The organism is Aquella oligotrophica (assembly GCF_002892535.1).
In the GTDB taxonomy this organism is placed as follows: domain Bacteria; phylum Pseudomonadota; class Gammaproteobacteria; order Burkholderiales; family UBA11063; genus Aquella; species Aquella oligotrophica.
The window spans coordinates 2427526-2452866 of sequence record NZ_CP024847.1; the positions used below are offsets into that span (position 1 = coordinate 2427526).

The window sequence follows — 25341 nt, forward strand, 5'->3', positions numbered from 1 at the left end:
TAGTTCCTGATTAGTAGTCTATCTCATAGTATATTGATACATCTAACATATACGCAATAAACCCTCACGGAATTGAGCATCGAAAACCACCATAAAACCATAGCCAACTAAAATAGACGGCATCAGCCGAAATTCAGCTACTTTTTACTCAAATCACTAAATTTTTTTTAAAGCTTTTTGCTGATTTTTGTAGATGTAATGCTACAAAAGCATAAGGTGATTGCTGCCATGGGTTAGTAGTTGAGCGGGAGTAAGCAATACATAAAATAGCAGAATAATTGCATATAAAAAGGGCGAATAATTTGAAATTTTCTCATCTTCCTATTTTTGGAAACATCACTTCTATTTTTAGCTATATCATTCTTACATGCTTCAGCAATAAAATTATGCCATCAGATTACAAATTAATATCACTCTTTGATGGAGCATCATTATGAAACCAAATAAAACTTTAATTAAACTATCCGCTATCAGTTCCCTACTCTTGATCGGATTATCTGCATGTAATAGCGGAACTGGCATACAGCCAAGACAATCGAATATGAAGGCTCCGAACACTACCGAAAATCATGTCAGTAAAGAAAATAGTGCCAACAATAAAGCCGAAGACAATAATCAACTCGGAGCAACAAATGGACCAGCAAAATTAAATATCCCTGTTGAGATAGTTCTTCAAGATGGTTCTACGCCTCCTGAGCTGGTGAATTTAAAAAATGTAACTATCAACACATTTGATTGGTATTACTATGAAATAAATGCTTATGCGTGGCAAAGCCACTTAGGTGATCTTTCAAGCAACGCACCCCAAGATGCAACAGTTAGCACAAGCTGGACGGCTGATGCCAAATATAAAGAAAATGGTTTTTTGTTTTATGGGTACGTAGGTTTTTATTTTGAACGTGAAGCAACAAGCAATAATGGTGAACGTGAGCTAATAACTTATGCTACGCCAATTGTATTTAGCGAGTGGTATGGAAATAATCCAAATAAAAAATTCGTACTTAAATATGAGCCTCAAACAGATTGTTTTAAATTACAAGTGCCAGACTCAAGAAGTGGATCTGCTACCAATACAACCGCTTGTGCTAAATCCATTGCTAGCATCATTAATCAATAATTATCTTAAAGGAATAGAATCATGAAACTAAAAATTATAACAAATACCTTATGCCTACTTCTATTGGCGCAAACATCTAATGCTGCTGCTGGAGCGTTTGAAGGTAAGCACATAAAACCATGTGTGGAAGTAAATACTAATCAAATAACCGACACTAAGATAGAATTTACTTTTGCAAGTGCTAAATTTGCTTGGCACGGTGCTTCTTGCATGTATAGCCCGGCAAAAAACAACGATATTAAAGTTACGGTAAAGATACCAGATGGGCAGAAAGGTAAATTTTGTGGAGCGCCTGTATGGATAGTACCTAAAAATAGTACTTCTAATGGTGATACTTGCTGGAGCTCACACTCTTACTTTAGTGTGAAAGCAGAAGGTACTGTTAATGAAATGCAGCAACCTTCATATAATTTTACTGCAATGCAAAATTTGATGATTGACACACGACTCTTAGAAAGATTTACTAACGCTAGTACATCTGGGAAATGGATAAATACAATCGATGGGGTTTCTGGCGAATTTACTTCAACATCAACAGATCAAATACCATTTACTCAAGGTATGGGAGTTGGCGAATTTACTGTTGAACTTAAAAAACAATGATAAAACTCTACACCAAATAAAACGTATATAGCAATTAATAGACAAGAATTGAGGTAAATCATGATAAATCAAACTACTAACAAAAAAAATATCGCAAAAAGAAAATTACTGGCACCATGCTTAAGTACATTAACTATGCTATTGATATCCTGCCATTCGGGAAATACGAATATTGGAGGAAGTCACGCACTGAAATCAGCAAATGCTGGACAGGATAATAGCGCCTATAAAGGCTCTCAGGCATATGCAAATTCATTATTTATTGGTGAGAATGTTAATGAGCAGACTGGTACATTAACATTAGGACAAAACCTGATAAATACCAAGGGACTTTCAGAATATGTTAATTTGAGTCTGAATTTACTTTATTCTTCATCAGCAACAGATCAAAGCATACTTGGTTTACCTCGTGGCTGGAGTTATGACATATCATTTGTAATTCCTGGTAAGTCATTAACAATAGGAGGTTCTACTTTTGCCATTGATGAAAACTGGGAAGATATTAATGGTTATCGTTCGGGATTAAAATATGTAAATAATCATGGGGTAAAATTTGAGCGCCAGGTTGGAACATTATCTGGTAAATCAGATACTCGTCGTTATGAATATGTTTATAATGATGCACAGGGCGGACACCAGTATTTTGATACTGACGGAAAATTACTGGCAAACGTAGATCGCTTTGGTAATATGATAAGCTATTACTATAGTTCATCTGGAAGTGTATATCATTCTTTATTGACATCAATAGTAGATAGTCATGGAAACAGATATATTATTCAAAGTGGTAGCTCTGCGGTTACAATAAGCCAAGATAAGCGTCTAGTTGCGTCCTTTGATTTCACAGATGCTGGAATAACTAGTTTTGTAAATGCAGCTGGTAATAAAACAATTTATTCATATGATAATGGTGTAATTACATCGATTCGTCATCCATCAGGAGTTACAAGCAATATCAATTACACAAATATAAGCTATAAGGATTGTGATGGTGGGCAAGTAAAATCTTTACCTGCAGTTTCGAGAATTGTTCATTCAGGCGGTGGTGTTTCGGATAGTGTTAGTTATGATTATGGAAGTGGAAATAATTTTACAGGTTATCCATCTGTTTGCATGGGGTCTGATTCTGATAAACTAGCAGATAGTTTAAGTAGTGGTTTTAATTATGATGTAGTTGTCACGAGAGGAAAAGACTCACAGGCAACAAAGACAAAGACACGTTATAATTATTTAGCATTACCTGTAAGCCAAGAAGTATTATCAGGTGGTAAGGTATTGACAAGCAATACTTTCAAGTATGATATACCAGAAAAGAGTTACTTACGATCAGCAAGCTATACAAACCCTGTAGAACAAATCCAATCAGTGGGTGGTAGTGTACTCACCAAGTCAGAAAATACTTATAATGAATATGGCGAAGTTGTAAGAACAAAGAGTTACATCAATAATGGTGGCTCATTAGTGCCGGCATCCGAAGATACACAGGAATATGATTCGGAAGCTTTCTATCTGGTTGTAAAAAGCACCCATAAAGATTTACTCAGTGGTATAACTGATGAAACCAGCAATAGTTTAAATAGCGAGAAAACAAATATTGAGCACAGTTCCAGAAAACATAATGGAATGCCTTTTGATACCAGTGACAGTGAATTTACCAAGGATGGATTATTAACAAGTGCAACTCTTACTTCACCTGGGATGAACGATGGTATTACATCTGTATCCACACAGTATAATTACTCTTTTGGTACAGGCGTAATGTCGGGAACCAAGATAAACGCAAAACATCAAAAGGTACAGCAATTATCAAGTACTATTTTACCTGGTAGTCCGGTACTTGAAGAAACTACAACTGGTGGACATAAAGTAGTATCAAGCTATGATGATATGGGACGAGTATTAACAGAAACAGATCCAAAAGGTAACGTTACGAGCTATAGTTACACTACTGGGGCGAGTAATACAATGACCAGACGCAGTCCAAATGGCTATAGTGTGACTGAATACTATGATGGTCTTGGTCGATTAATCAAGAGTACGGATAGTCTGGGTCGTGTACTTGGGACAAAAAGCTATAATAGCCTAGGTCAGGTGGAAACAGAAACAGATATACGTGGTAACGTAACCAGCTACGAATATGATGGGCTTAACCGGGTAATAAAATCAGTAGATGCATTAGGTAACGTTACAAATATAAGCTATAGTGCAGACGGCTTAACCACTACTACAAGTTTAAATGGAAAAACCACATCAGTGATCCAGAAAAATGGTGCTGGAGCCGAAATTTATAGAGCTGAATACGGTGCTGATGGTAGTGTTAAAACCAAGACGATGACAGTTGATTTAGCTGGTAATGTGCTGCATGAGGTTGTTAGAAATGGTTCAATAACAATTTCCGATACAGTTAATCAGTATAATGGGGCAAATAAGGTAATTACTTCAACTACCACATTATCAGATGGAACAGCAATATCAAGAACAAATAAATATGATATTTACGGAAACATAACACTAACAACTACGAATATTAGCGGCAAAGGAAGCTATAGCTCTGATCTTCAGAAATATGATGAGTTAGGCCGATTGGTAGAGCAAACAAATCCTGCCGGCAAAAAGAAAAGTTTTAGCTATGATGCGGATGGGAATTTAATCAGCTTCACTGATTTTGATGGAAGTGTAACTACTCACAGCTATGATGCCAATGGCAATGAATTAACTATGAGTAAAGGCGGTCTTACGATAAGTAAAACATATGATAGCATGAATAATGTAACTAGTATTTCAGATGGTATGCACACAATAAGCTATACTTATGATCAACTGGGTAATCTGCTATCAGAAAAGTATCCAGATGGAAAAACCGTAAATTATGTATATGATAGTTATGGTACTTTGATCAAAAAAGTTAATGCTTATGGAATTGCGACTAATTATTCGGTAGACAAAATCGGTCGGGTAACTGGTATATCAAGCGGAAACGCAAGCATGAGCTATGCCTATACAAATGAGCCTATTGCCGGACAATTTCTGTTAACATCAAGTAGCTTTAGTGGAGATGGTAGTAATCTAAGCCATAATTATAGCTATGATGGCTGGGGCAAGGTAACATCAGATAAGGTAAATCAAAATGGACAGGTTATTGATACCGAGTATGGATATGATCACCTCGATCGGCTTATCAGACAAAAAACATCAAGTAGCCTGGCTAACGCTGAACTAAATACTGAAAAAAGCTACAGCTATAATGGATTAAATCAGCTATTATCGGCAACAACAAGAGAAAATGGTAAAACTATAACCGATAGCTACAGCTATGATGTTAAAAGCAATATTCTTTCTCATGCACGTGGAACAGAAGTTACAAATTATACCTATAACAATATGGATCAATTAACATCAGTTAACGGCAAAAAAGTGACGTATGACAGTGCTGGAAATATGACAGTTGATGACGAGGGAAATGTATATAGTTATGATGGATTAAATCGACTAACATCAGTAACAAAAGCCGGGGTAGCGATAAGTAAATATAGTTATTATCCTGATTCATTACTGAGTCGTAAAGAAGGTAGCAACGAAGATCAGCAGTTTTACTACGACAGAGGAAATGTGGATGCCATGGTAACAAATGGTGTAGTGAGTAACTATATGTTAGATGGAAATGGAAAACCATTAAGCCGCATGAAAGGAACCCATATATCGGCGCTATTAAGTGCCCATGGTTCAACGATAGGCACGTTTAGTAAAGGTCAGGTATCTAATAGCTACAGCTATGATGCCTATGGTCAAACGGTAAGCCAGAACAATAAAGAAGAAAAGGAATATCTAGGCTGGAATCAGGAGTATCTGGATGACAAAACAGGCTTGGTATTTTTAAGAGCAAGGTTTTATAATCCAAGACTGATGAGGTTCATGAATATAGATACGTATGATGTAATGAATCGATATGCATATACCGAGGGAGATCCGATTAATAAGGTTGATCCGAGTGGGCACTTGTCAGTTTGGGGCTGGATAGATATTTCTACAACTATAATTGGAACTATTGCTACAGGAGGTACATATGCTATTGCTGCGGCTGGAAGAATAGCTGCAACACGTGCGTTAAAGATGGGTGTAAAAGCTGGACTTAAGGCAATGATTAGACCAACAAGCAAAGGATTCTGGAAACAGGCAGAAAAGGCAGCTTTAAAATCCCAGGCTATAGGAGGAAATGTGTCAAAAGCAGCTAAAGCAATTAAATATTCTAATCGAGCTACAGTTGCGACTGATATAATCGCGGGGGTGTCATCTGCTGTTTCAATAGTGAACGGGACACTCTCAGACCAATTACATTTGTATCAAATTGCAGATTTCGCCATGATTGGACTACCTATTGCAAAATGGAGTAGAAGATATTTCAACTATCAGGAAAAACAACCGATGCTTCGCATAAATAAAAGATTTGAAGAATATCAACTACAAATACTAGAGAAAAACACAGCTCGGCTAAACAAGGAACTATCTGGAACTTCCTTTGTCTCAGAATACAGACCTGAGCTTTTACTAGGAGATAGAAGTGTATCAGGAAGTGTACATTCATCAACCAGCTCTGAGATATTTAGTAATACTTTTCATGCGGGTAAAGCCGATCCTTGGTATTAAAACCAACGAACTATGTTTGTATATCTTCGCTGTTTACAGCGGAGATATACAGCAACCTTTCTCTTTAAGGCCATTCGCAGGAAATTACTGTCTTAGCCTGCTAAGTCATAAGGGATTAAATACTTAAAATCATAAAGGAAAAATATATGAAAGCACCTATCTTATTAAACAAAATTTGTGTACTTTCTATAATATTAATAAGTATCAGTTGTTCTGCACATGCAATCACTGCTACTTGGAATATGTATTTCTATGCTAACGATGGACACAAAATAAGTAATGTAAATTTTGTAACCAAACAATCAGATTTTATGAATTTCAACAAAACAGTATATTCTCCTTGTTTATATGGAGTTCAAGAAGCAAGCCCTATTGATGGAAATAGTTATCATTGCAAGCTTGGAGGAGCTGCTAATATCACTGTTGAAGAAGGAGACTCTGGAAACCCTGTTTATGGAACACTAACTATTAAGAGTACCTATGAAAAAACTGCCAATAACTCTTTCAGTTATTCAGATGTATGGGGGTATATTTATCATTCGTGGACAAATGAATGGCATATGGGTAGCGCAGATAATATCAATAATTTTAAACCAGCATGTATAACCTGTAAAGGATTAGACCTGATTACAAGAGGTGATTTATCAATAATATATGATCAGGAACAATATAAATGCAGTAATGTTGGTATAGGAGCATGGTATGGTAGTACTTGGGACAGTTTTATTATTGGGCAAGAAAATCAGATGGGCTTTGCCAGCTCAGTTGATAATTTACGTAAATTTGATTTAACTTGCGTTAATAGTGCAACTAATACTCCTGCTTTGATTCAGATAACAGGTAAGGGCCATAGACAGTTTAGAGTGATTAATGTTGAAAACTTATAACCTTGTCTGGTGAGACATATTTAACTACAACTTAGTTTTTCTCTTAAGACCTCATGGAGTCTTGCCATTCAACCCTCCATGAGGTCTTGTGTAATTATATCCCCTCATAAAATATCCCCTTCTTCCTATTTCTGGAAACATCACTTCTATTTTTAGCTATATCAATTAAGCCATTACCCCAGCTACAATACACGATATTTGTATAAGGGGTAATCTTTATGAAATTGATACTAACTCGAATTAACACTGGCAATATATTAAAATTTTCATCTGCCTTATTTCTGACCTATTCATTATCGATAACCCCACTTGATTACCGTGAAAAAGGCTTTCTCTATAAAGAAATCGTTCTGGTTCATAACAAGCAAGTTAAATCTTGCTATCTTAGCCATGTTTCTGATGCTCCAAACTATTCTGAAGCTGGAATACCAGAGCTTACCTCTCTATTTGGTAATTTTCTATAATTTATTAGTAAAGTACACAATGAAAAGAAATATTCATGGCATTGGCACCATTGAAATATTGATAGCAATGTTAATTATTTCCACTGTATTTTTTGGCTTTATACGATTATTAAATTCCAGCGTAAAAACAGCTTCCTATTCCAATTTACAAAAGCTAACCCATTTTGCCGCACAATCCATGCTGGATAGAATAAATGCAAATCGGATAATAAATGGAAGCGTAGCTAGCCCACTACATTATGCTGAGGGAACTAACTGGCTAAGCAGCAACCCTACACCACAGACAATGTGTGATACCAATCAGTGCAATCAAATCCAGCAAAGAAATTATGACTTATTTAAATGGCATGAATATCTAGCCACATTGAAAATAAACTCTCTACAAGGGATTGTGTGTCTCGATGGAAATAGTCCTGGAATCCCGACGCAAAATTCACCAAACTGTTCTGGAGGAAGCAATCTATATATCAAGCTAGTCTGGGCACATAATTTGGCTCTCGTTGAAAGCGGCAATGTTCGTAACTATCTGATTGTACCAGTTAATGAAGAAATAAGTATGGCACTGGCAGCTGTTGATAATCAAGTCAACAATACCCCAGCTTATTCATTAGATCCAACTAAAATGTCTGGTTTCTGGTCAACGAGTTGGTGGGCACCTATGAATTATTGCTCTGGAAGCAATGTTGATTGCTCAAATAGTGCCATTTTTGGAACGTGTGGCACTTCTGGTAGTGGCAGCTGCGCAGGTTCAGTAATCTTTGGCGCATGTTATAATAGTTCACAGAACTGTTCCAATGCGGTTATTTACGGACAGTGTGATAGTGCTAACTGCAATAATTCATTTGTTTTGGGAAATTGCAATGGTAGTAGCTGTCAAGATGCAGTAGTTTATGGTCAATGCTCTGGTAATTGCAGCCGAACAGTAGTTGCCGGAAACTGCACCGGGTTATGTGATAATACAATAGTTTATGGGACATGTAGCGGAACATGCACCAACTCGGTGGTCTATGGCAGCTGTACAGCAAGTAACTGTAGCGGCACCTATGTTATAGGTGGAAGCTGCCCATCAGGGACGTGCTCTGGCAATGCATCTCTAGTTAACAGTTTAACTAGCACTTTAAATGTCACCATCACCGGAAATACTGCCAATAACTTACTAATTAGCAAAAATACTCCTAATAATTACTTGATAGATAAGCTTCAAACTGGCAACCAAAATGGTATGCAATGTAGCGGGGCTGATTGTTCAAACCGGATAATGGGACAGTGTACGAATGGCTCGACTTGCAATGGTTCAGCAATTAACGGCGACTGTGGCAATAATGCGCAATGCCAGTCTGCAATTATTGATGGTAATTGCAATAATAATGCTAACTGTAGTAATTCAATAATCAAAGGTAACTGCGGTAACAATGCTAATTGTAGCAATTCACAAATTAGTGGCACTTGCGGCAATGGCGCTAATTGTAGTGGTTCAACCTGTAGAGCGTCAACTGCTAATCCAGGTCCATGCTAGCTCTTAGAGCCTGTTTGCTAAACCACAATGCGCCTATGAATGATAGAAATATTAGTCAGTTAAACTTTCACGAAGAAATTTTTTTACTATTTCAAGTTTACTATTAGTTTCATGGTTTGACTGAATCAAATAAAATTTAACTTCCCCGAAATGGTAGTCAGGTAGTAGCCTTACAATATCGCCATTCTCAAGCTCCTCCTTGATGCCGTACTCAAGCATGAAAGTTAAACCAGTCCCAGCTTTTACCATATCATATGCCGCAAGACTGCTATTATGAATAATGTTATAGCGAGGTAATTCAATTTCTACATTATTGCTGTCAGCCTCACCAATTACTTCACCAAATGCAGTTAGCTGATGATTATTATCATCTGCTACAATTGTAATTAGCCTATGTTTTAAAATATCACTAAAATCTGCTGGGCTTCCATTTTTCTCAAGATATTCTTTGGATGCGCATAATATTAATTTAGTTTTAAATAATACGCTTTGCTGAAAAGAAGGCTTTGTTGCCGGAATACGACTTAAAGCTAAATCAAAGACAAATGAATTTAAGTCGTGCTCATTTAGTACCAAATAGGAGATATTTAACTCAAGATCAGGATATTCATTAATCAAACTATTAAGTCTATGATTAATAAATCTATTTGCAAATAGTGGTGGTAGTATAACATTAATTCTGCCGGTAATTTTACCAGATAAAGCATTAAAATCGTCAATCCGGTTAATTAATGAATTTATATTAAATTTGAACATATTGTAAGCAATAAGCCCATGCTCAGTCAACTCCATCTCTTTGACATTTCTTTTAAATAGCTGCACACCAAGCATTTCTTCCAGAGAGTTCATCCTCCGGCTTATTTTTGATTGGTAGATGTTAAGAACATTTGCTGCCTTGGTAAAATTACCACATTCCACAATTTTGATAAATAGCGATAAATCATCTAACATTTTTTCTTACCCCCAAATATAATAATTTTTACTTTCACGTACCAGCTTATAATTTATCTAATATTATTAAGCAATAGTTTAACATTTTGTTATATATATATCAGTATTTCTTTACTGAATGGTTAAAATTAATAAGCAATGACTAAAAATAGAAGACAGCTATCTATAAATGACTATAGTCAAAGAAATTTTTATTGTCTATAATAGCGTAAATTACCCTATAATGAAAATTGAAATGACTAAAAATTACTTCCCACATGTTATTGAGCACATGGTGATACCATTATTTAAAGGAATGCTAAATAATAATGGACTATATGCCCTTTATGATAGAAATGGCACACTACTCATGTTATCTGATGCCCAAGTACAGATGTTCGCTGCAGAAAATAGTTCTCAATGCCTCGGTTTAAACCTGGGTAATTTACCAATTGCTATGCTTGAAAAAATCTCAACTAAAACTAGAGTATCCATACAAAATGTCTGGCTTGATTTTAATCAGATGTTTACCCTACATCAATATGTTGTTGAGAAGCAAGAAATAGTCCAATATATTGACCTATCTCCATATTATAATAACTTATCAAGCCATATGGTAACAATAGTTCCTTTTTTTCATCCAAATGGAGAGCTAATCGCATATCAAACTCATACTAGACAATGTAGTATTAATATATTAATAAACTTATTAAAAGATTATATAGGAATGGATAATAGTACGGAAGATAGTTTGAGTGGGAAACAGTCCGAGTTTCAGGAAAAATTTGGGATTGAACTTAGTGAGCGGCAACATGAAATTCTATTTCTTATGTCTAATGGACTAAATCAGTACAAGGTAGCTGACCTCTTAAACATTTCAAGAAGCACCGTAGCGAAGATCCTTAATACGCAAATAATTAGAAAATTTAATCTTAATCCGCCAAATACCGCAAAGCTAATTGAACGTGCTGTTAACCTAGGTATAAATGAACTAATCCCTTTTAGATTACGGAAACAAAAATTTATTTTATTTGATTCAGCTCGGGCATAGCAGGAGTTAACAAAATTTAGAATATAGACAATAAAAAAACCTCACGGAGTACCGTGAGGTTTTTTTATCTAACAAATTAAATTACTTTAATTTGATTTCTACATCTACACCAGCAGGAAGATCAAGCTTCATCAAAGCATCAATAGTCTTGTCTGAAGGCTCAACGATTTCCATAACACGTAAATGTGTACGAACTTCAATCTGATCACGTGAAGTTTTATTTACGTGCGGTGAACGTAATAAGTCAAAACGCTCTTTCTTAGTAGGCAAAGGAATCGGACCTTTAACCATAGCACCAGTGCGTTTAGCTGTTTCTACGATCTCTTCAGCAGAACGATCAATAAGAATATGATCATAAGCTTTAAGACGGATACGGATATTTTGTCTTTGTTGAGTCATTTTCAGTATCCTTTATTAAGCAATAATTTTAGAAACAACACCAGCACCTACTGTACGACCACCTTCACGAATCGCAAAACGTAAACCGTCTTCCATCGCAATTGGTGCAATCAATTCTACAGTAATACGAATGTTATCACCAGGCATAACCATTTCGGTACCTTCTGGTAATGCTACTGCTCCTGTTACATCCGTTGTACGGAAGTAGAACTGTGGACGGTAGTTACTGAAGAATGGTGTATGACGTCCACCCTCTTCTTTGCTTAGTACATATACTTCAGCTTCAAATTTTGTATGTGGCTTGATTGAACCTGGCTTAGCCAATACTTGACCACGCTCAACGTCTTCACGTTTTGTACCACGAAGTAGTAAACCAACGTTGTCACCAGCTTGACCTTGATCCAATAATTTACGGAACATCTCAACACCAGTTACTGTTGTTTTTTGAAGATCACGGATACCTACGATCTCAATCTCTTCACCTACTTTGATAATACCACGCTCTACCCGACCAGTTACAACTGTACCACGACCTGAAATTGAGAACACATCTTCAACAGGCATCAAGAATGCACCATCTACTGCACGCTCTGGTTGTGGAATGTAAGCATCTAAAGCTTCTGCTAGTTTATAAATTGCTGGCTCACCGTATTGACCTTGATCGCCTTCAAGGGCTTTCAAAGCTGAACCACGAATTACTGGTGTATCATCACCAGGGAATTCATACTGGCTTAACAACTCACGAACTTCCATTTCTACTAGTTCAAGAAGTTCTTCATCATCAACCATATCGCATTTATTCAAGAATACAACGATGTATGGTACACCAACTTGACGCGCAAGAAGGATATGCTCACGTGTTTGTGGCATAGGACCATCTGATGCTGCTACTACAAGAATAGCTCCATCCATCTGTGCTGCACCTGTAATCATGTTTTTGATGTAATCAGCATGTCCTGGGCAGTCAACGTGTGCGTAATGACGACCTTCTGTTTCATATTCTACGTGTGCTGTATTAATCGTAATACCACGTGCTTTTTCTTCTGGAGTGCTATCGATTTGATCGTAACCTTTAGCTTCACCACCGAATTTTTTTGACAGAATTGTCGTAATCGCTGCTGTCAATGTAGTTTTTCCATGATCCACGTGACCAATCGTTCCTACGTTTACATGCGGTTTCGTACGTTCAAATTTTTCTTTAGCCATTTTTATTCCTTTAATACTGGATAGTCAAAGAATACAACTATCCACAGCTTTTATTTATAAGATAATAAGATAAAATCGCAAGAGTATGAAGTGAAAACTAGGCGCAAGGCGACGCCGTGTACATTAATAGTACACAAGAAGCCTTGCAACAACGTTATCACTTCATAATCAAGATTTATTTTTTGTTTACAACAGCGTCAGCAATATGCTTAGGCGCTTCCGCATAATGTTTAAATTCCATCGAATACGTTGCACGACCTTGAGTCATTGAACGCAAATCAGTAGAGTAACCAAACATTTCTGCTAGAGGAACTTCAGCACGAACTTTTTTACCGCCGCTATCATCGTCATCCATACCCTGAATGATACCACGACGAGATGAAAGGTCACCCATCACATCACCCATGTATTCTTCAGGAGTTTCAACTTCAACTGCCATCATTGGCTCAAGTAAAATTGGTTGTGCTTTACGCATACCTTCTTTAAACGCCATTGAACCAGCTAACTCAAATGCTAATTGTGATGAATCGACATCATGGTAAGAACCATCAAATAACGCAACTTTCACATCAACTACTGGATAACCAGCAACGACACCTGATTTCATTGCACCTTGGATACCATAATCAACCGAAGGGATAAATTCACGCGGAACTGTACCACCTTTAATTTCATCAGCAAATGAGTAACCATTACCTTCACCAGCTGGCTCCATGCGAATCCATACGTGACCGTACTGACCTTTACCACCAGACTGCTTAACGTGTTTACCTTCAACTTCGATTGCATTACGGATAGTTTCACGATATGCAACTTGAGGAGCACCAACGTTAGCTTCAACACCAAATTCACGTTTCATACGATCAACAATAATCTCTAAGTGAAGCTCACCCATTCCAGAGATAATCGTCTGACCAGTTTCTTCATCACCTTTAACGCGGAATGAAGGATCTTCTTTAGCTAGACGGTTAAGCGCAACACCCATTTTCTCTTGATCGGCTTTAGTTTTTGGCTCAATCGCGATATGAATTACTGGCTCAGGGAACACCATACGCTCAAGCGTAATTTCATGTGCTGAATCACATAGAGTATCACCAGTTGTAACCTCTTTAAGTCCGATTGCCGCAGCAATATCACCCGCACGAACTTCTTCAATCTCTTCACGGTTATTAGCATGCATCTGAACGATACGTCCGATACGCTCTTTTTTACCTTTAACTGGGTTATAAACTGAATCACCAGATTTAACCACACCAGAGTAAACGCGGAAGAATGTTAACTGACCAACAAACGGATCACTCATCAATTTGAATGCAAGAGCTGAGAATGGGGCATCATCAGATGACTCACGAGTTGACTCAGTACCATCAGGTAATTCACCTTTAATCGCAGCAACTTCTGTTGGTGAAGGCAAATAATCGATAACGGCATCAAGCATAGCCTGAACACCTTTATTTTTAAATGCTGAACCACAGAACATCGGAATGATTTCGCAAGCAATTGTACGTTGACGAATAGCAGCCATAATTTCAGCTTCAGTTAATTCATTACCTTCAAGGTATTTATCCATTAACTCTTCACTAGCTTCAGCCGCAGCTTCAACCATTTTACCGCGCCATTCATTACAAACATCAACTAGATCAGCAGGAATATCAACGTATTCAAACTTCATTCCTTGAGTAGAATCATCCCAAGCAATCGCTTTCATCTTAACCAGATCAATTACACCGGTAAAGTTTTCTTCAGCACCAATTGGCACTTGCATCGGAACTGGATTACCTTTAAGGCGGTTACGGATACCGTCAACCACTTTAAAGAAGTTAGCACCCTGACGATCCATTTTATTTACAAATGCAATCCGCGGTACTTTGTATTTATTAGCTTGACGCCATACAGTTTCAGACTGAGGCTGAACCCCACCCACTGCACAGTAAACCATACATGCACCATCAAGTACACGCATAGAACGCTCAACCTCAATCGTGAAGTCAACGTGCCCTGGTGTATCAATGATATTTACGCGATGCTCAGGACGATTACCATCCATACCACGCCAGAAAGTTGTCGTAGCAGCAGAAGTAATGGTAATACCACGCTCTTGCTCCTGCTCCATCCAATCCATCGTCGCCGCACCATCATGTACCTCACCAATTTTGTGATTTACACCAGTGTAGAATAACACACGCTCAGTTGTAGTGGTTTTACCAGCATCAATATGCGCAGAGATACCAATATTACGGTATCTTTCAATCGGAGTTTTTCTTGCCATCTTGTCTTAATCCCTATCTTAATAGCGGAAATGAGCAAAAGCTTTATTTGCTTCAGCCATTCTGTGTACTTCTTCACGGCGTTTCATAGCAGCACCGCGACCTTCGATTGCTTCCATCATTTCATTTGCAAGACGGATGTCCATTGATTTTTCACCACGTTTACGAGCAGCATCACGCAACCAGCGCATTGCTAAAGCAACCTGACGCTCAGGCGCAACTTCGATAGGAATCTGATAGTTAGCACCACCAACACGGCGTGATTTCAATTCAACAATCGGCTTAACCGCTTCAAGTGCCTGATTGAATACTTCAATACCTTCTTTTTTTGATTTGTTTGATACGATATCTAAAGCACCGTAAACAATTTTCTCAGCAACGGCTTTTTTACCGCTTTCCATAATGATATTCATAAATTTTGACAAGGCATGGCTACCAAATTTAGGATCTGGCAATACTTGTCTTTTCTCGACTTCTCTACGTCTAGGCATAATCTCTTTTCCTTAAAAAACCTGTTTTATTATTTAGGGCGTTTAGCACCGTATTTAGAACGTGACTGTTTACGATCTTTAACACCAGCCAGATCAAGAGATCCGCGCACTGTATGGTAACGTACACCTGGTAAATCTTTCACACGACCACCACGGATAAGTACCACGCTGTGCTCTTGCAGATTATGACCTTCACCACCGATATAACTATTCACAGTGAAGCCATTAGTCAAGCGTACACGACATACTTTACGTAATGCAGAGTTAGGTTTTTTAGGAGTTGTAGTGTACACACGTACACAAACACCACGACGTTGAGGACATTCAGCTAGCGCAGGAGATTTACTCTTGTAGCGAACGCTTACACGTGGCTTTCTTACTAATTGATTAATAGTAGGCATTATCTTCCTTCTTTTATTAAAAATACTGAAGCGTGGACCCCATGTCCAAGCCTCCAAGCATAAGCCGCATCAGATATATACAATATATTTATTGATTATAAATATGCTTTTATTCAAAATATTATTTTGAGGCGCGTTATTATACCATACAATCAAGATAAATCACAAAGCAAATTAACTCAAATAACTACATCAAGCTTACACCTGCATTATTCCCAGAAAATACGCCAATTTTCTGTAGCGTTATGCCACAAATACCACCCTATAAAACCACAGAAAAATACAGTTTTGCGCTCAATACATGCCTGGCTTTATTATTCAGCTTGCACAATAACCAGCTTAAATGCTAAACTTGAGCGTTACTGAACCCCACCCAATCTTAAAAATTTACATACCTCAGAGCTAAATTTTATCCGAAAAGGATCTCCATTAATGCTGGATCAAGCACAAAAAAATGAATATCTGGAATCAGTATTAATTCCCAATTTTACCCATCTAATTGACCAAAATATCTATTCCGCACTATTTGACCACGAATTAAAAATTGCAATTTGCACTACTAAAACAGCACAGTCGATTGGCTTTAAAAACTGGAAAGAGGCAACGGGGTTAAGTTTTCGTAACTATGAAGATACCGTACTTGCCGCTCAAATATTTGCGGAACATTACACTGAAGACCTAATGGACTCGCTCCACCAATATGCACAAAAAATTTATGAAATACAAAAGACCGTATTTAAAACAAAAAACATTATCAGCTTTATTGACTTATTACCCTATAACGGAAAGTTTGTCTCCTATCTGGTCACATACGTTCCTATCTTGCATCCATGCGGGGAAGTAGTTGCTATTCAGAGCTTTGCAATTGAGTCTCGCTTTTTTAGCCATCAGGACTACTTACAAGTAATAATCGATCAAAATAAACAAAGCAAGTACCTTCACCTTGATAAGCTTACTTTGAGACAGCATGAAATAATGTTTCTACTTGCTAATGGTATTAATCAAGAGCAATGTGCCCAGATTTTAAAAATTAGCCGAAGTACAATTGGCAATATCATCGCAAATCAGCTTTGTCCAAAATTTGGTATTCCCGGATCAAATACAAAACTTTTGGCACAAATGGCATTAAATCATGAATACCACCAACTAGTCCCTTCCAGTCTCTATCGCCCATATATTGTCGTTTTAGATGAGAAGCTGGCTGAACAAATAGGAAATTATACGATAGGATTAAATCCGCTAAGTGAATAAAATGGTAGCTCAAATAAATCACACTCGAATTAAATATCTAATAATCACCGATTGATACTACTACCTAAAATTAAAAACTACATAATCTTTATCAATCCAATAGTTCATAATGCAATAGATAAAATCATCTATTGCGAGTAATCTAACAATCATTTAAAATTTGGTTAGTAAATTAGATAACTATTTAAAAGGGACTAGAAATGCTAATCAAACACAAAAAGAATCCAATCCTTCTAACAGTATTAAGTATTATTAGCGGAGCAATACTTACTGGCTGCAATTCGGGTAGTAGTTCAAGTAGTGCATCATCTCAGCCGGTTTATACGATTCTTTTTGATGCTGGAAGTAGTGGCACACGCTTATCTCTGTATAAAGTTATTCCCGGAAATGGTGGCTATCCGCAGATCACTAAACTAAGTGAAAAAGAGTATAACGATAATGGCATCAATGACTTCCTAAATGGAAACGGAACCATAGAGTTGGTTGATAAAGCTGGCGTAAATACCCTTCCGGGAGGCACCAGACCTGTTAATTGTACTGGTGGCACTGAGCAAACTACTGGTAAACAAGTTCAAATTATTGGTTTGGGAGAGTCTGATGTTAGCCCATGTGTATTGGCTCCACTATTAAATTCTCAAGATACTACCTTAGCAGCAAATAACTTGACTCGTTCCCAAGTGAAAACAGAACTTTTTGCAACCGCTGGTATGCGTACCGAAGATACTCGTAATGGTGGTAGTTATTCAACTGAATCCATAACAGCTTACTACCAGATAATGAAAACCTATGTTGCCGGAATGGGTTTTGCAACGGGTGAATTTAAAACTATTAACGGGAATAGTGAAGAAGGTGTCTGGACATGGATTAACCTGAATGATTATTACTACAATGTGTTTGGTGGGAACACAACTGTTAGCGCTACAATTCAGCAACCTGTTGGAGATTTTGAAGTGGGTGGTTCCTCAATGCAGATTGCTTTTCCAACCAATACCACGCCAAATCCTACAGGGAATGTATATAAGGTAACGATTAATGGCAAAACATTTAATGTCTATAGCAAATCCTTTCTTGGCTTAGGTGCCGATGATGCCCGTAAGTATGTAAGAGCATATAACTATAGTAACCAGAATGGCGGGTTGGATTGTTTTGCAACCGGAGCAACAGAATCTAGTACAACTGAAGATAGTGGAATTTCACTCTATCCATCAACAACCTTAACGCCAAATATTTTCCCCGGAAATACTGTTACCACTACGCCATGGTTTACTTTGTCTGCCTCAGCACTTAACCTGCAAGGAAATCCTAACTATAGTTTGAATACCTGTAGCGCTAAATATGATACAGTAATCAGTCAGGTAATTTCTCTGGCACGTAATAATAATGGTACCTTAAATGAAGGAAATACTGCTACTTGGGCTGAATTTAAACAAACATTAGAGACAAGTACTAGCCCATTTGTTGGTGTTGATAATTTTTATTATACAGCTGCAGATTTGAATCTTGCTGAATCAACAAACTTTAACCCAACTACGTTTGAAAATAATTTGGTAAGTAAATGCTCTACAGTGATTGCTGGAAATAAATTACAAATACAAGCAATTTGTGCGAATGGTACTTTTATGAACTCATTTCTGTTTGCTGCTACTAATGGTTTATTTAATGGAAGTACTGCTAGCTTTTCGGGAGTCTTACCGTCTAAAATAAACGGTGTTACTGTGCTAACTTGGACTCGTGGTTATCTGCTACAAAAATATGCTAACTAGTCCCAAAAGTTAAAAGGCTGCATTTGCAGCCTTTTTTATATACAGTAACAAAATTCTCATCATTTTCACATCTAATTTTAAATCAATGCATCCTGACGCGCAAACCATTAAAGATTTATGTAGTATAATAATATCCAGTTTATTTTCATATTCGATTTAACTGGAAAACATGCTAAGTCAACAAGAAAAATATAAATATCTGCAGGAAGTTGTAATATCAGATTTTATGCCATTAGTCGAGCAAAAGATATTTTCAGTCATCTATGACTATGACTGTAAGATTGCTATTTGCACCAATTATTCGGCGCAATCAATTGCAATGGAATCTTGGAAGGATGCGGTTGGCATATCATTTAAAGATCAGCACCGTTCCGATCTGGGTGCTAAAATTTTTGGCTCCAAGTATACAGGAGCCTTTGTCGAGTTTATTCATCACTATATTGAGAAAATATATCAGCTGCAATTAAGTATTTTTCGTAATAAAAATGTGGTGAATTTTATTGATTTATTACCATACAATGATCAGTTTATTGCCTATCTGATAACTTATGTGCCGATATTTCATCCAAGAGGTGAAGTTATTGGTATTCAAAGCTTTGCTACCAGTATTCCTTTTTTTAGCCATCATGATTATTTGCAAAATATCTTGGGGTATAATAAGCAAACCGAGATCAGCAAAACAGCGGTAAAACTTACCAATCGCGAGCATGAGATACTTTTTTTATTGGCAAATTTGATTCCACCAGAACAGATGACCCAAATACTGGGAATTAGCAGAAGTACTATCGCCAATATAATTGCTAAACAACTCAGCAAAAAATTTGGACTAGCTGGTTCCAACTCGAAACTGCTAACCCAGCTAGCAATTGAACAAGGTTACCATAAGCTGATACCAGAATCGCTATCGAAACCATATATCATTATTCTGGATGAGCAGCTTGCCAAAGAAATAAATCTGGATAAAAAAAAGCCTCTTAAAAAAGAGGCTCTCACGTGCTACTAGAATTTCACCTACATTATTGGATTTTAATTGTGTTTACATAGTTATTACTAAAACTGTTTTCGCTACCCCATTGCCCTTCAACATAGTATAGATTATTTCCATCAGTTGTAAGATAATCACAAGAGAAATACCCTGATTCCGCTGAGTTAGTCAAAATTTGCCAGTTAGCATTTGCAGAAGAATCCGCTGGCAAATATAGAAAATCTGATTCAGCACAGGCATAGGCAGTATTTTTAATATAGACCAGATCATTAATATTTTTGTTATCCGCTCCAAATTTTATCCCCGGAGTAGCACTACTACCAAGAGGCGTCAGATAAACTTGAGTGGTAGTAACTGTGCGGAAGTTCGATTCAGTGTTTAATTGATAACTAAAGTAAAGATTACCACTCTGATCAAAGTCTTCAATAGTAGCCGGACCTGGTATAAAAAAATCGGGAACTGATTCTAACTGATTAGTAGCCAATTGAATTGTATATAATGCCGACTCATTCGGATCCGCCAGATATAACTGCCCCTGACGATAGAGTAGTTTACTGAATGACATTACGAAAGGAATATCAATATTGTTAACTGTCCAAGTATTTGTCTGCGTCTGGTATTTTAGGATGAAGTTACTCTCAGTTGTAGCCTGACTTCCTAATGCATAAATATTACCTTGATTATCACTAACAACTTGAGATGAGATGATAATATTATTTGGCACAGTCAGATTACAACTCATCTTGCCGGGAACATTCTGCAATGCAAGCTTACATAAAACCCCACTTTGATCTACACTATAAACACTTTTACTTAATGGATCATAAGCTAAACCGCTTAAGGTTGGGTTTTCAGTAATATTCGTCTGATTTCCCGATGAATTACTTGTTCCATTGCATGCGGCAAGAATTATGCTCAGTAATATTAATCCACCTAAAAAATTGTTGCTCAATTTAATTTTCATAATATGATTCTTTCTTTATTTATGTACTTGCGTTAAAGTGGATTTACTACTTTAGTAAACTGCATATTGAAATTTGTAAGTCCATCATTACAAGCAAAAGTTCTGCTATCTGCAAGTTTATTATCACCTGTAGTGGGCAGACATTTATAAGTTCTATTTGCACCCAAAAGTCCTTTATATGGAATCACAAACTGATTAATATATGAAACACCATTTTCTGTAGCCGTATATCCTTGGGCGGTTTTATTCGTAGTATTTTTATCGGTAGTATATGTTGAATAAACATTCACAAATGAGACCGGAACCAGATAAGTCAAGTTTCCACCAAGAATATAATACCAAGCACTATTTAATTGCCCATACTTTACAGCATCAAAATTATAGGTTGTCTTACTATTATTAAAAGTGCTTTTCATTTGGGTTACAATAGCCGGGCACGTTTCAGCCTGAGCATTAAAACAATTTACCGCCTTAGAATTAATATAATCAATCCGGGCATTCAATGTTTTTGTTTGGCTATTGATATACGAATTAAGATCAGGCTGAATCGGTAATGAATCACCCTTATAATGATTTAGAAATTCAATCCGGCTTTTAGAAAGATTTAATTCATCAAATACTTCATTTTGTGCCGTAACAGCAGCTGTCGAAAGTGGCTTTGGCGCAGGTACAGTTACTCCTACTGAAGAATAAGAAGTTAATACCGGATTAAAATAAAATAGATTATTAACAATCATGCCGCTATCATTTTTAACTTGTGAGCCAAGCGTTGAAGAATAAGCAATAATTGAATCAACTAAAGCCTGACAGGCTGCCGGAGTATCAACACTACAGGCACTAACATTATAGCTACCTGTATTTGGATCTTTGCCAAAAATATCATTCAGATTTTCTGGAGTACCACCATTTTGCAAAGCAGAAATGGCAATAACGGCATCTTTAGTTATCTTGCTGCCTGCCATTTTAAGTGTTGGGACAATGCTAACCAGACTAACTCCTGCCGAAACAGAACCATTAAACTCATTTGCCTGTTCTTTTGTTTTAAAAGTTATGCTAACATTGACTGCAATAACTGCCCCAGCATCCAGATTACTGACAAAAGAATCACCACAAGTCTGAAAAAATGCAGCTTCGCTAGATGCCAAGGCCTTTTTACCACTGGTGCTAAGATTATCGTTACCATAAACTGTTGTCAAACTAGCTTTGGTTGAATATGTATATAGATAAGTATAATTATAGGTATAGTCAGTATTCTTGGTACTGGAAGCAAAAGAAGCATTAGCACCAACAGTTATTCCGTACAACTGAAGACCATCGAGCCCTAAGCCAAGATTTAAGGAACGACTTAACTGTAGATTTGAGGCAGTCGAATTAAAGGTTAGCCCCGCCTGAGGCGAAGTACCAATACTTACATTACTCGTATCCATACAGATAGTAGAACTAGTTGGCATGCCTGTTGCACTAAGAGTAGGAGCACCTAGAATAGCCCAATCATCATTGACTGCATTTTTTAACGAACTTTTTTTCAATTGCAGATTAGCATTACTGGCAAAACCACTTCCTGCCAATAAAGTCAAAATGCACCCAGCAAAAGCTGCTTTTCTATTTCCCATTATTTTCCCTTATTTATTTGTTGCCCCCTTTTGGAAGCGATGAAAGTATTATAGCTGACAGGCAAAACTTCAACAATAGATGATTTTGTCTACTTATTGAATTAATATAAGCTGTGAGATATTCTCTAAACATCTTACTTTAAAAATAAGCCAGTCATTATGACTGGCTATTTTAATTATTACCAGCTTAATTTTTCAGCATTGGTTTACCATCAACAGATAATACGTATGTACCACTACCACCATATGTACTTGCCACCCAGTTTACTTTAGGCCCACTGCTAAATTGTAACTCATCCATTTTCGCACCTGTATCAATTGCTTTACAATCATTGGTTATACATTGTGGAGTAAGCCAAAGCTGCAACCTCTTATCTGCTTTATCAATTTTAGAACGGATTGCCCATACATACGAAGTACCATCACTATTAACATAGCGCATGAAACTAAAAAACTCTCCACTACCAATTTGCCAGTAATCAGCACCATAGTAAGTAATGCCAAATGCCCAATCTCCACCATTAGTAAGAATTGAACGATTAAAAATGCTACGGATATAAGACTTACTATTTCTAGTAAATTTTTCGGTAAAACCTCCTGCTGGAATAACTAATTTATTCAAATCAGCTGGTGAGAAACCAAAACCTGCAGCAAGGGTACTATCGGGTGCTCTCAATCCTGCTGACACAGAAACATCATCAAATACTCCTGATCCAGAAGTATCTTGTAACAAACTATAATTTGCCCATGGGAATGCTGAACCATCACCGTAATTATTACCAGTTCCACCATGGAAAAACCTATCTGGCACTAATACACCTATCACATTTACTACTTTACCATCAACTTCAGTTGCACCTCTTTTCTGATAATAATATTTGGATTTAACTAGTTCATTTCCATTTTTACATTGCGTCACTATATATGGTTTGTTATCACTTGTTCTTGCATACCATTCAAGAACTGCTGGCATCACTGTTTTACCATCAGTAGATAATGAAGAGCAACCTGCCGCAATCATGCCTTTGGCTAACTCTTCAGGGAAGCCAGCTAATGGTACATATAATTGATCCTTATTTGCACCAAGTAGAGTATCACTTAAAAATTTTACTTTAGCATCTATAATCTCATCAACTTTAGCGGCAGCTTGCTCCCATGGAACAGAAATACTTTTACTACCAACACCATCTGGCAGATAGGTAAAGCTTTCAGCCAAATTGTCAATTAGCCAAGCTTTATCAATTGTTTTAGCTTTTTTTGCCTCTACAATAGTATTGATTTCATCTTTCAGCATTGGTTTAAATTGCATTGAACTAGCGATTACCGTTGTAACTGCTTTATTTATGACAATATCACACTGAATTCTATTAGCTATTACATCACCAGTTATTTGCTTAGGGTCTTTGTTACACCACTCATCCAAAGAAATTTTAAGATCTTTTATATTCTGATTCGTCAACAATCCTTCAAATTGATTTAGTTGCGCCGTTAAATTTTGTAACAAATATTTAGCATTGTCAGACTTTTCGAAAGCTGATCTTAAGCCACCGTTATTTTGCACATAATTTAAAATAGTTTGGTAGTTATTGGTAAATGAAACATATTTCGCCACATAGAAGTTATAGTTATACCGATTACGGTCAGTCAAGCTATTTATTGCTTTTTGTGCATCAGCTTTAGATAGTTTACTGGCTAAAGCATCAATTTGATAATCTAAAGCGTTAATTTTTGAATCCAGCATTTCTACTTTATTATTAATTTCAGCCAGTTTTGCATCAGTACCAGAAGGACAAGCATCGCCAACTATCTGCGAACCAATACTGAAAAACCCTCCAACTACACCACCCACTACAGGGATCATACCAATAACTGAACCCATATAACTAAAGATACTTTGGGCTTTTGCCGCATCATCACAGATACCCTTACCAGAGGGAAATGGCATAGCAACAGATTTAACCATAGGTCCTCTAGCAGTCTCACTATTTAATACCTTATCGTGTGCCAGTTTAACCAGAAAATCTTTGTAGAATTTATTTTCGTTAGCCCCGACTTTTTGTGCGACAAAATATAGTCCTAACTCTTCAAAGATATCAGGAGTATTATCCGGACTACTGTAATTTATGAAGAAACTGGTTAATTCTTCATTTAATTTCATTGCTGGCTTGCCAGATTTTTGCTGCAACTGATTAAACACGTAAACACCAAGCCATGCATCATTGATCATAATATAGTTAGTCCCTGATGATGGTTTATCAAGTAATTGATAAGCTGAAGCCAAATTATTTTTTGCATCATAAAATTTTAAATAAACTGTGCCTTGCCATTCTACTTTACCGAGGTTTAAATCACAACGTTGATCAACCTTACAATTAAATTTGCCACTGTATAGTTGCTTATCTTTATTATTTACAACTACTATCTTGCTTATCGCAGCACTTGACTGATTATTTACATTAAATAAAATCTGACCATTATTTACACTTTTAGCGTTGCTTTTCTTTGCTCCTGCATTACCAACAGTATTTGGATTACCATCATCACCAATACTATTTACATTAAGGATAGCATTAGCATTAAATGCAAGTGAGGTAAGTAAAACCATGAATAATGATTTTGGTTTATTGATAATTTTCATAATAATCGCATCCTTTCATAAGTAGCGAGGTTGAAGGTTTATATTGTTCTCAGATAATGATTATCTGCTATTTACTTGCGATCCGCAATAGATGATTTTGTCTATTCCCCCTATTACAAAAGAGGAATAAAAAAGCCCCGCAGGGCTTTTG

General features: G+C 36.8%; 19 protein-coding genes. 10 read left to right on the top strand and 9 right to left on the bottom strand.

Annotated elements, in window-relative coordinates; genetic code table 11:
* The first annotated feature begins 433 nt into the window (after nucleotides 1–433).
* The 6 genes from CUN60_RS11035 (at nucleotide 434) to CUN60_RS11060 (ending at nucleotide 9231) form a co-directional block, all read left to right on the top strand.
* Nucleotides 434–1117: a hypothetical protein gene (locus tag CUN60_RS11035; protein WP_102952092.1), complete on the top strand. Its 684-nt coding sequence runs from the start codon at nucleotides 434–436 to the stop codon at nucleotides 1115–1117.
* A gap of 21 nt (nucleotides 1118–1138) precedes the next feature.
* The gene (locus tag CUN60_RS11040) at nucleotides 1139–1720 is read left to right on the top strand and encodes a hypothetical protein (protein ID WP_102952093.1); all 582 of its coding nucleotides are present in this window, start codon (nucleotides 1139–1141) and stop codon (nucleotides 1718–1720) included.
* A gap of 60 nt (nucleotides 1721–1780) precedes the next feature.
* Entirely contained in the window at nucleotides 1781–6364 is a 4584-nt protein-coding gene (locus CUN60_RS11045) for an RHS repeat domain-containing protein (RefSeq protein WP_102952094.1), read from the top strand.
* A 146-nt stretch (nucleotides 6365–6510) separates the two neighbouring features.
* Entirely contained in the window at nucleotides 6511–7251 is a 741-nt protein-coding gene (locus CUN60_RS11050; RefSeq protein WP_102952095.1) for a hypothetical protein, read from the top strand.
* Nucleotides 7252–7469: 218 nt separating this feature from the next.
* Nucleotides 7470–7715, top strand: a complete 246-nt coding sequence (locus CUN60_RS11055; protein ID WP_102952096.1) for a hypothetical protein — start codon at nucleotides 7470–7472, stop codon at nucleotides 7713–7715.
* Between the two features lie 19 nt (nucleotides 7716–7734).
* Nucleotides 7735–9231: a PilV family protein gene (locus tag CUN60_RS11060; protein WP_102952097.1), complete on the top strand. Its 1497-nt coding sequence runs from the start codon at nucleotides 7735–7737 to the stop codon at nucleotides 9229–9231.
* Between the two features lie 51 nt (nucleotides 9232–9282).
* On the opposite strand, the gene CUN60_RS11065 is transcribed toward CUN60_RS11060, so the two are convergent.
* Nucleotides 9283–10182, bottom strand: coding sequence for a LysR family transcriptional regulator (locus CUN60_RS11065; RefSeq protein WP_102952098.1), 900 nt, complete (start codon nucleotides 10180–10182; stop codon nucleotides 9283–9285).
* Nucleotides 10183–10417: 235 nt separating this feature from the next.
* Between CUN60_RS11065 and CUN60_RS11070 the strand changes: the two genes are divergently transcribed.
* Nucleotides 10418–11212, top strand: coding sequence for a helix-turn-helix transcriptional regulator (locus CUN60_RS11070; protein WP_158649405.1), 795 nt, complete (start codon nucleotides 10418–10420; stop codon nucleotides 11210–11212).
* Between the two features lie 81 nt (nucleotides 11213–11293).
* Here the strand turns inward: CUN60_RS11070 and rpsJ are convergent, their stop codons facing one another.
* The 5 genes from rpsJ to rpsL all read right to left on the bottom strand — a co-directional run bounded on the left by rpsJ (nucleotide 11294) and on the right by rpsL (nucleotide 15976).
* On the bottom strand, nucleotides 11294–11611 hold the full coding sequence (gene rpsJ, locus CUN60_RS11075) for a 30S ribosomal protein S10 (protein WP_102952100.1): 318 nt from the start codon (nucleotides 11609–11611) through the stop codon (nucleotides 11294–11296).
* Between the two features lie 15 nt (nucleotides 11612–11626).
* Nucleotides 11627–12817, bottom strand: coding sequence for an elongation factor Tu (gene tuf / locus CUN60_RS11080; RefSeq protein ID WP_102950428.1), 1191 nt, complete (start codon nucleotides 12815–12817; stop codon nucleotides 11627–11629).
* A gap of 175 nt (nucleotides 12818–12992) precedes the next feature.
* Complete coding sequence (gene fusA / locus CUN60_RS11085; RefSeq protein WP_102952101.1) at nucleotides 12993–15086, bottom strand: elongation factor G; 2094 nt, start codon at nucleotides 15084–15086, stop codon at nucleotides 12993–12995.
* 18 nt (nucleotides 15087–15104) lie between these two features.
* Nucleotides 15105–15575, bottom strand: a complete 471-nt coding sequence (gene rpsG, locus CUN60_RS11090; RefSeq protein ID WP_102952102.1) for a 30S ribosomal protein S7 — start codon at nucleotides 15573–15575, stop codon at nucleotides 15105–15107.
* Nucleotides 15576–15604: 29 nt separating this feature from the next.
* Nucleotides 15605–15976, bottom strand: coding sequence for a 30S ribosomal protein S12 (gene rpsL, locus CUN60_RS11095; protein WP_102952103.1), 372 nt, complete (start codon nucleotides 15974–15976; stop codon nucleotides 15605–15607).
* 432 nt (nucleotides 15977–16408) lie between these two features.
* Here rpsL and CUN60_RS11100 point away from each other — a divergent pair, with 432 nt between their 5' ends.
* The 3 genes from CUN60_RS11100 (at nucleotide 16409) to CUN60_RS11110 (ending at nucleotide 19993) form a co-directional block, all read left to right on the top strand.
* Entirely contained in the window at nucleotides 16409–17227 is an 819-nt protein-coding gene (locus CUN60_RS11100; RefSeq protein ID WP_102952104.1) for a helix-turn-helix transcriptional regulator, read from the top strand.
* A gap of 200 nt (nucleotides 17228–17427) precedes the next feature.
* Nucleotides 17428–18990: an acetate and sugar kinases/Hsc70/actin family protein gene (locus CUN60_RS11105; RefSeq protein ID WP_102952105.1), complete on the top strand. Its 1563-nt coding sequence runs from the start codon at nucleotides 17428–17430 to the stop codon at nucleotides 18988–18990.
* Between the two features lie 169 nt (nucleotides 18991–19159).
* Nucleotides 19160–19993: a helix-turn-helix transcriptional regulator gene (locus CUN60_RS11110; protein WP_102952106.1), complete on the top strand. Its 834-nt coding sequence runs from the start codon at nucleotides 19160–19162 to the stop codon at nucleotides 19991–19993.
* 13 nt (nucleotides 19994–20006) lie between these two features.
* Here the strand turns inward: CUN60_RS11110 and CUN60_RS11115 are convergent, their stop codons facing one another.
* From CUN60_RS11115 to CUN60_RS11125, 3 genes are all read right to left on the bottom strand, one after another.
* Nucleotides 20007–20939: a hypothetical protein gene (locus CUN60_RS11115; protein WP_102952107.1), complete on the bottom strand. Its 933-nt coding sequence runs from the start codon at nucleotides 20937–20939 to the stop codon at nucleotides 20007–20009.
* A 32-nt stretch (nucleotides 20940–20971) separates the two neighbouring features.
* Nucleotides 20972–22552 (bottom strand): hypothetical protein, encoded by a 1581-nt coding sequence (locus tag CUN60_RS11120; RefSeq protein ID WP_102952108.1) that lies wholly within the window; start codon nucleotides 22550–22552, stop codon nucleotides 20972–20974.
* 187 nt (nucleotides 22553–22739) lie between these two features.
* Entirely contained in the window at nucleotides 22740–25190 is a 2451-nt protein-coding gene (locus tag CUN60_RS11125) for a hypothetical protein (RefSeq protein WP_102952109.1), read from the bottom strand.
* Between the last annotated feature and the right edge of the window lie 151 nt (nucleotides 25191–25341).

What these genes read in the sequence shown, in the direction of transcription:
- CUN60_RS11035 (WP_102952092.1), top strand. Translation starts at nt 434, where the DNA reads ATGAAACCAAATAAAACTTTAATTAAACTATCCGCTATCAGTTCCCTA.
- CUN60_RS11040 (WP_102952093.1), top strand. Translation starts at nt 1,139, where the DNA reads ATGAAACTAAAAATTATAACAAATACCTTATGCCTACTTCTATTGGCG.
- CUN60_RS11045 (WP_102952094.1), top strand. Translation starts at nt 1,781, where the DNA reads ATGATAAATCAAACTACTAACAAAAAAAATATCGCAAAAAGAAAATTA.
- CUN60_RS11050 (WP_102952095.1), top strand. Translation starts at nt 6,511, where the DNA reads ATGAAAGCACCTATCTTATTAAACAAAATTTGTGTACTTTCTATAATA.
- CUN60_RS11055 (WP_102952096.1), top strand. Translation starts at nt 7,470, where the DNA reads ATGAAATTGATACTAACTCGAATTAACACTGGCAATATATTAAAATTT.
- CUN60_RS11060 (WP_102952097.1), top strand. Translation starts at nt 7,735, where the DNA reads ATGAAAAGAAATATTCATGGCATTGGCACCATTGAAATATTGATAGCA.
- CUN60_RS11065 (WP_102952098.1), bottom strand. Translation starts at nt 10,182, where the DNA reads ATGTTAGATGATTTATCGCTATTTATCAAAATTGTGGAATGTGGTAAT.
- CUN60_RS11070 (WP_158649405.1), top strand. Translation starts at nt 10,418, where the DNA reads ATGACTAAAAATTACTTCCCACATGTTATTGAGCACATGGTGATACCA.
- rpsJ (WP_102952100.1), bottom strand. Translation starts at nt 11,611, where the DNA reads ATGACTCAACAAAGACAAAATATCCGTATCCGTCTTAAAGCTTATGAT.
- tuf (WP_102950428.1), bottom strand. Translation starts at nt 12,817, where the DNA reads ATGGCTAAAGAAAAATTTGAACGTACGAAACCGCATGTAAACGTAGGA.
- fusA (WP_102952101.1), bottom strand. Translation starts at nt 15,086, where the DNA reads ATGGCAAGAAAAACTCCGATTGAAAGATACCGTAATATTGGTATCTCT.
- rpsG (WP_102952102.1), bottom strand. Translation starts at nt 15,575, where the DNA reads ATGCCTAGACGTAGAGAAGTCGAGAAAAGACAAGTATTGCCAGATCCT.
- rpsL (WP_102952103.1), bottom strand. Translation starts at nt 15,976, where the DNA reads ATGCCTACTATTAATCAATTAGTAAGAAAGCCACGTGTAAGCGTTCGC.
- CUN60_RS11100 (WP_102952104.1), top strand. Translation starts at nt 16,409, where the DNA reads ATGCTGGATCAAGCACAAAAAAATGAATATCTGGAATCAGTATTAATT.
- CUN60_RS11105 (WP_102952105.1), top strand. Translation starts at nt 17,428, where the DNA reads ATGCTAATCAAACACAAAAAGAATCCAATCCTTCTAACAGTATTAAGT.
- CUN60_RS11110 (WP_102952106.1), top strand. Translation starts at nt 19,160, where the DNA reads ATGCTAAGTCAACAAGAAAAATATAAATATCTGCAGGAAGTTGTAATA.
- CUN60_RS11115 (WP_102952107.1), bottom strand. Translation starts at nt 20,939, where the DNA reads ATGAAAATTAAATTGAGCAACAATTTTTTAGGTGGATTAATATTACTG.
- CUN60_RS11120 (WP_102952108.1), bottom strand. Translation starts at nt 22,552, where the DNA reads ATGGGAAATAGAAAAGCAGCTTTTGCTGGGTGCATTTTGACTTTATTG.
- CUN60_RS11125 (WP_102952109.1), bottom strand. Translation starts at nt 25,190, where the DNA reads ATGAAAATTATCAATAAACCAAAATCATTATTCATGGTTTTACTTACC.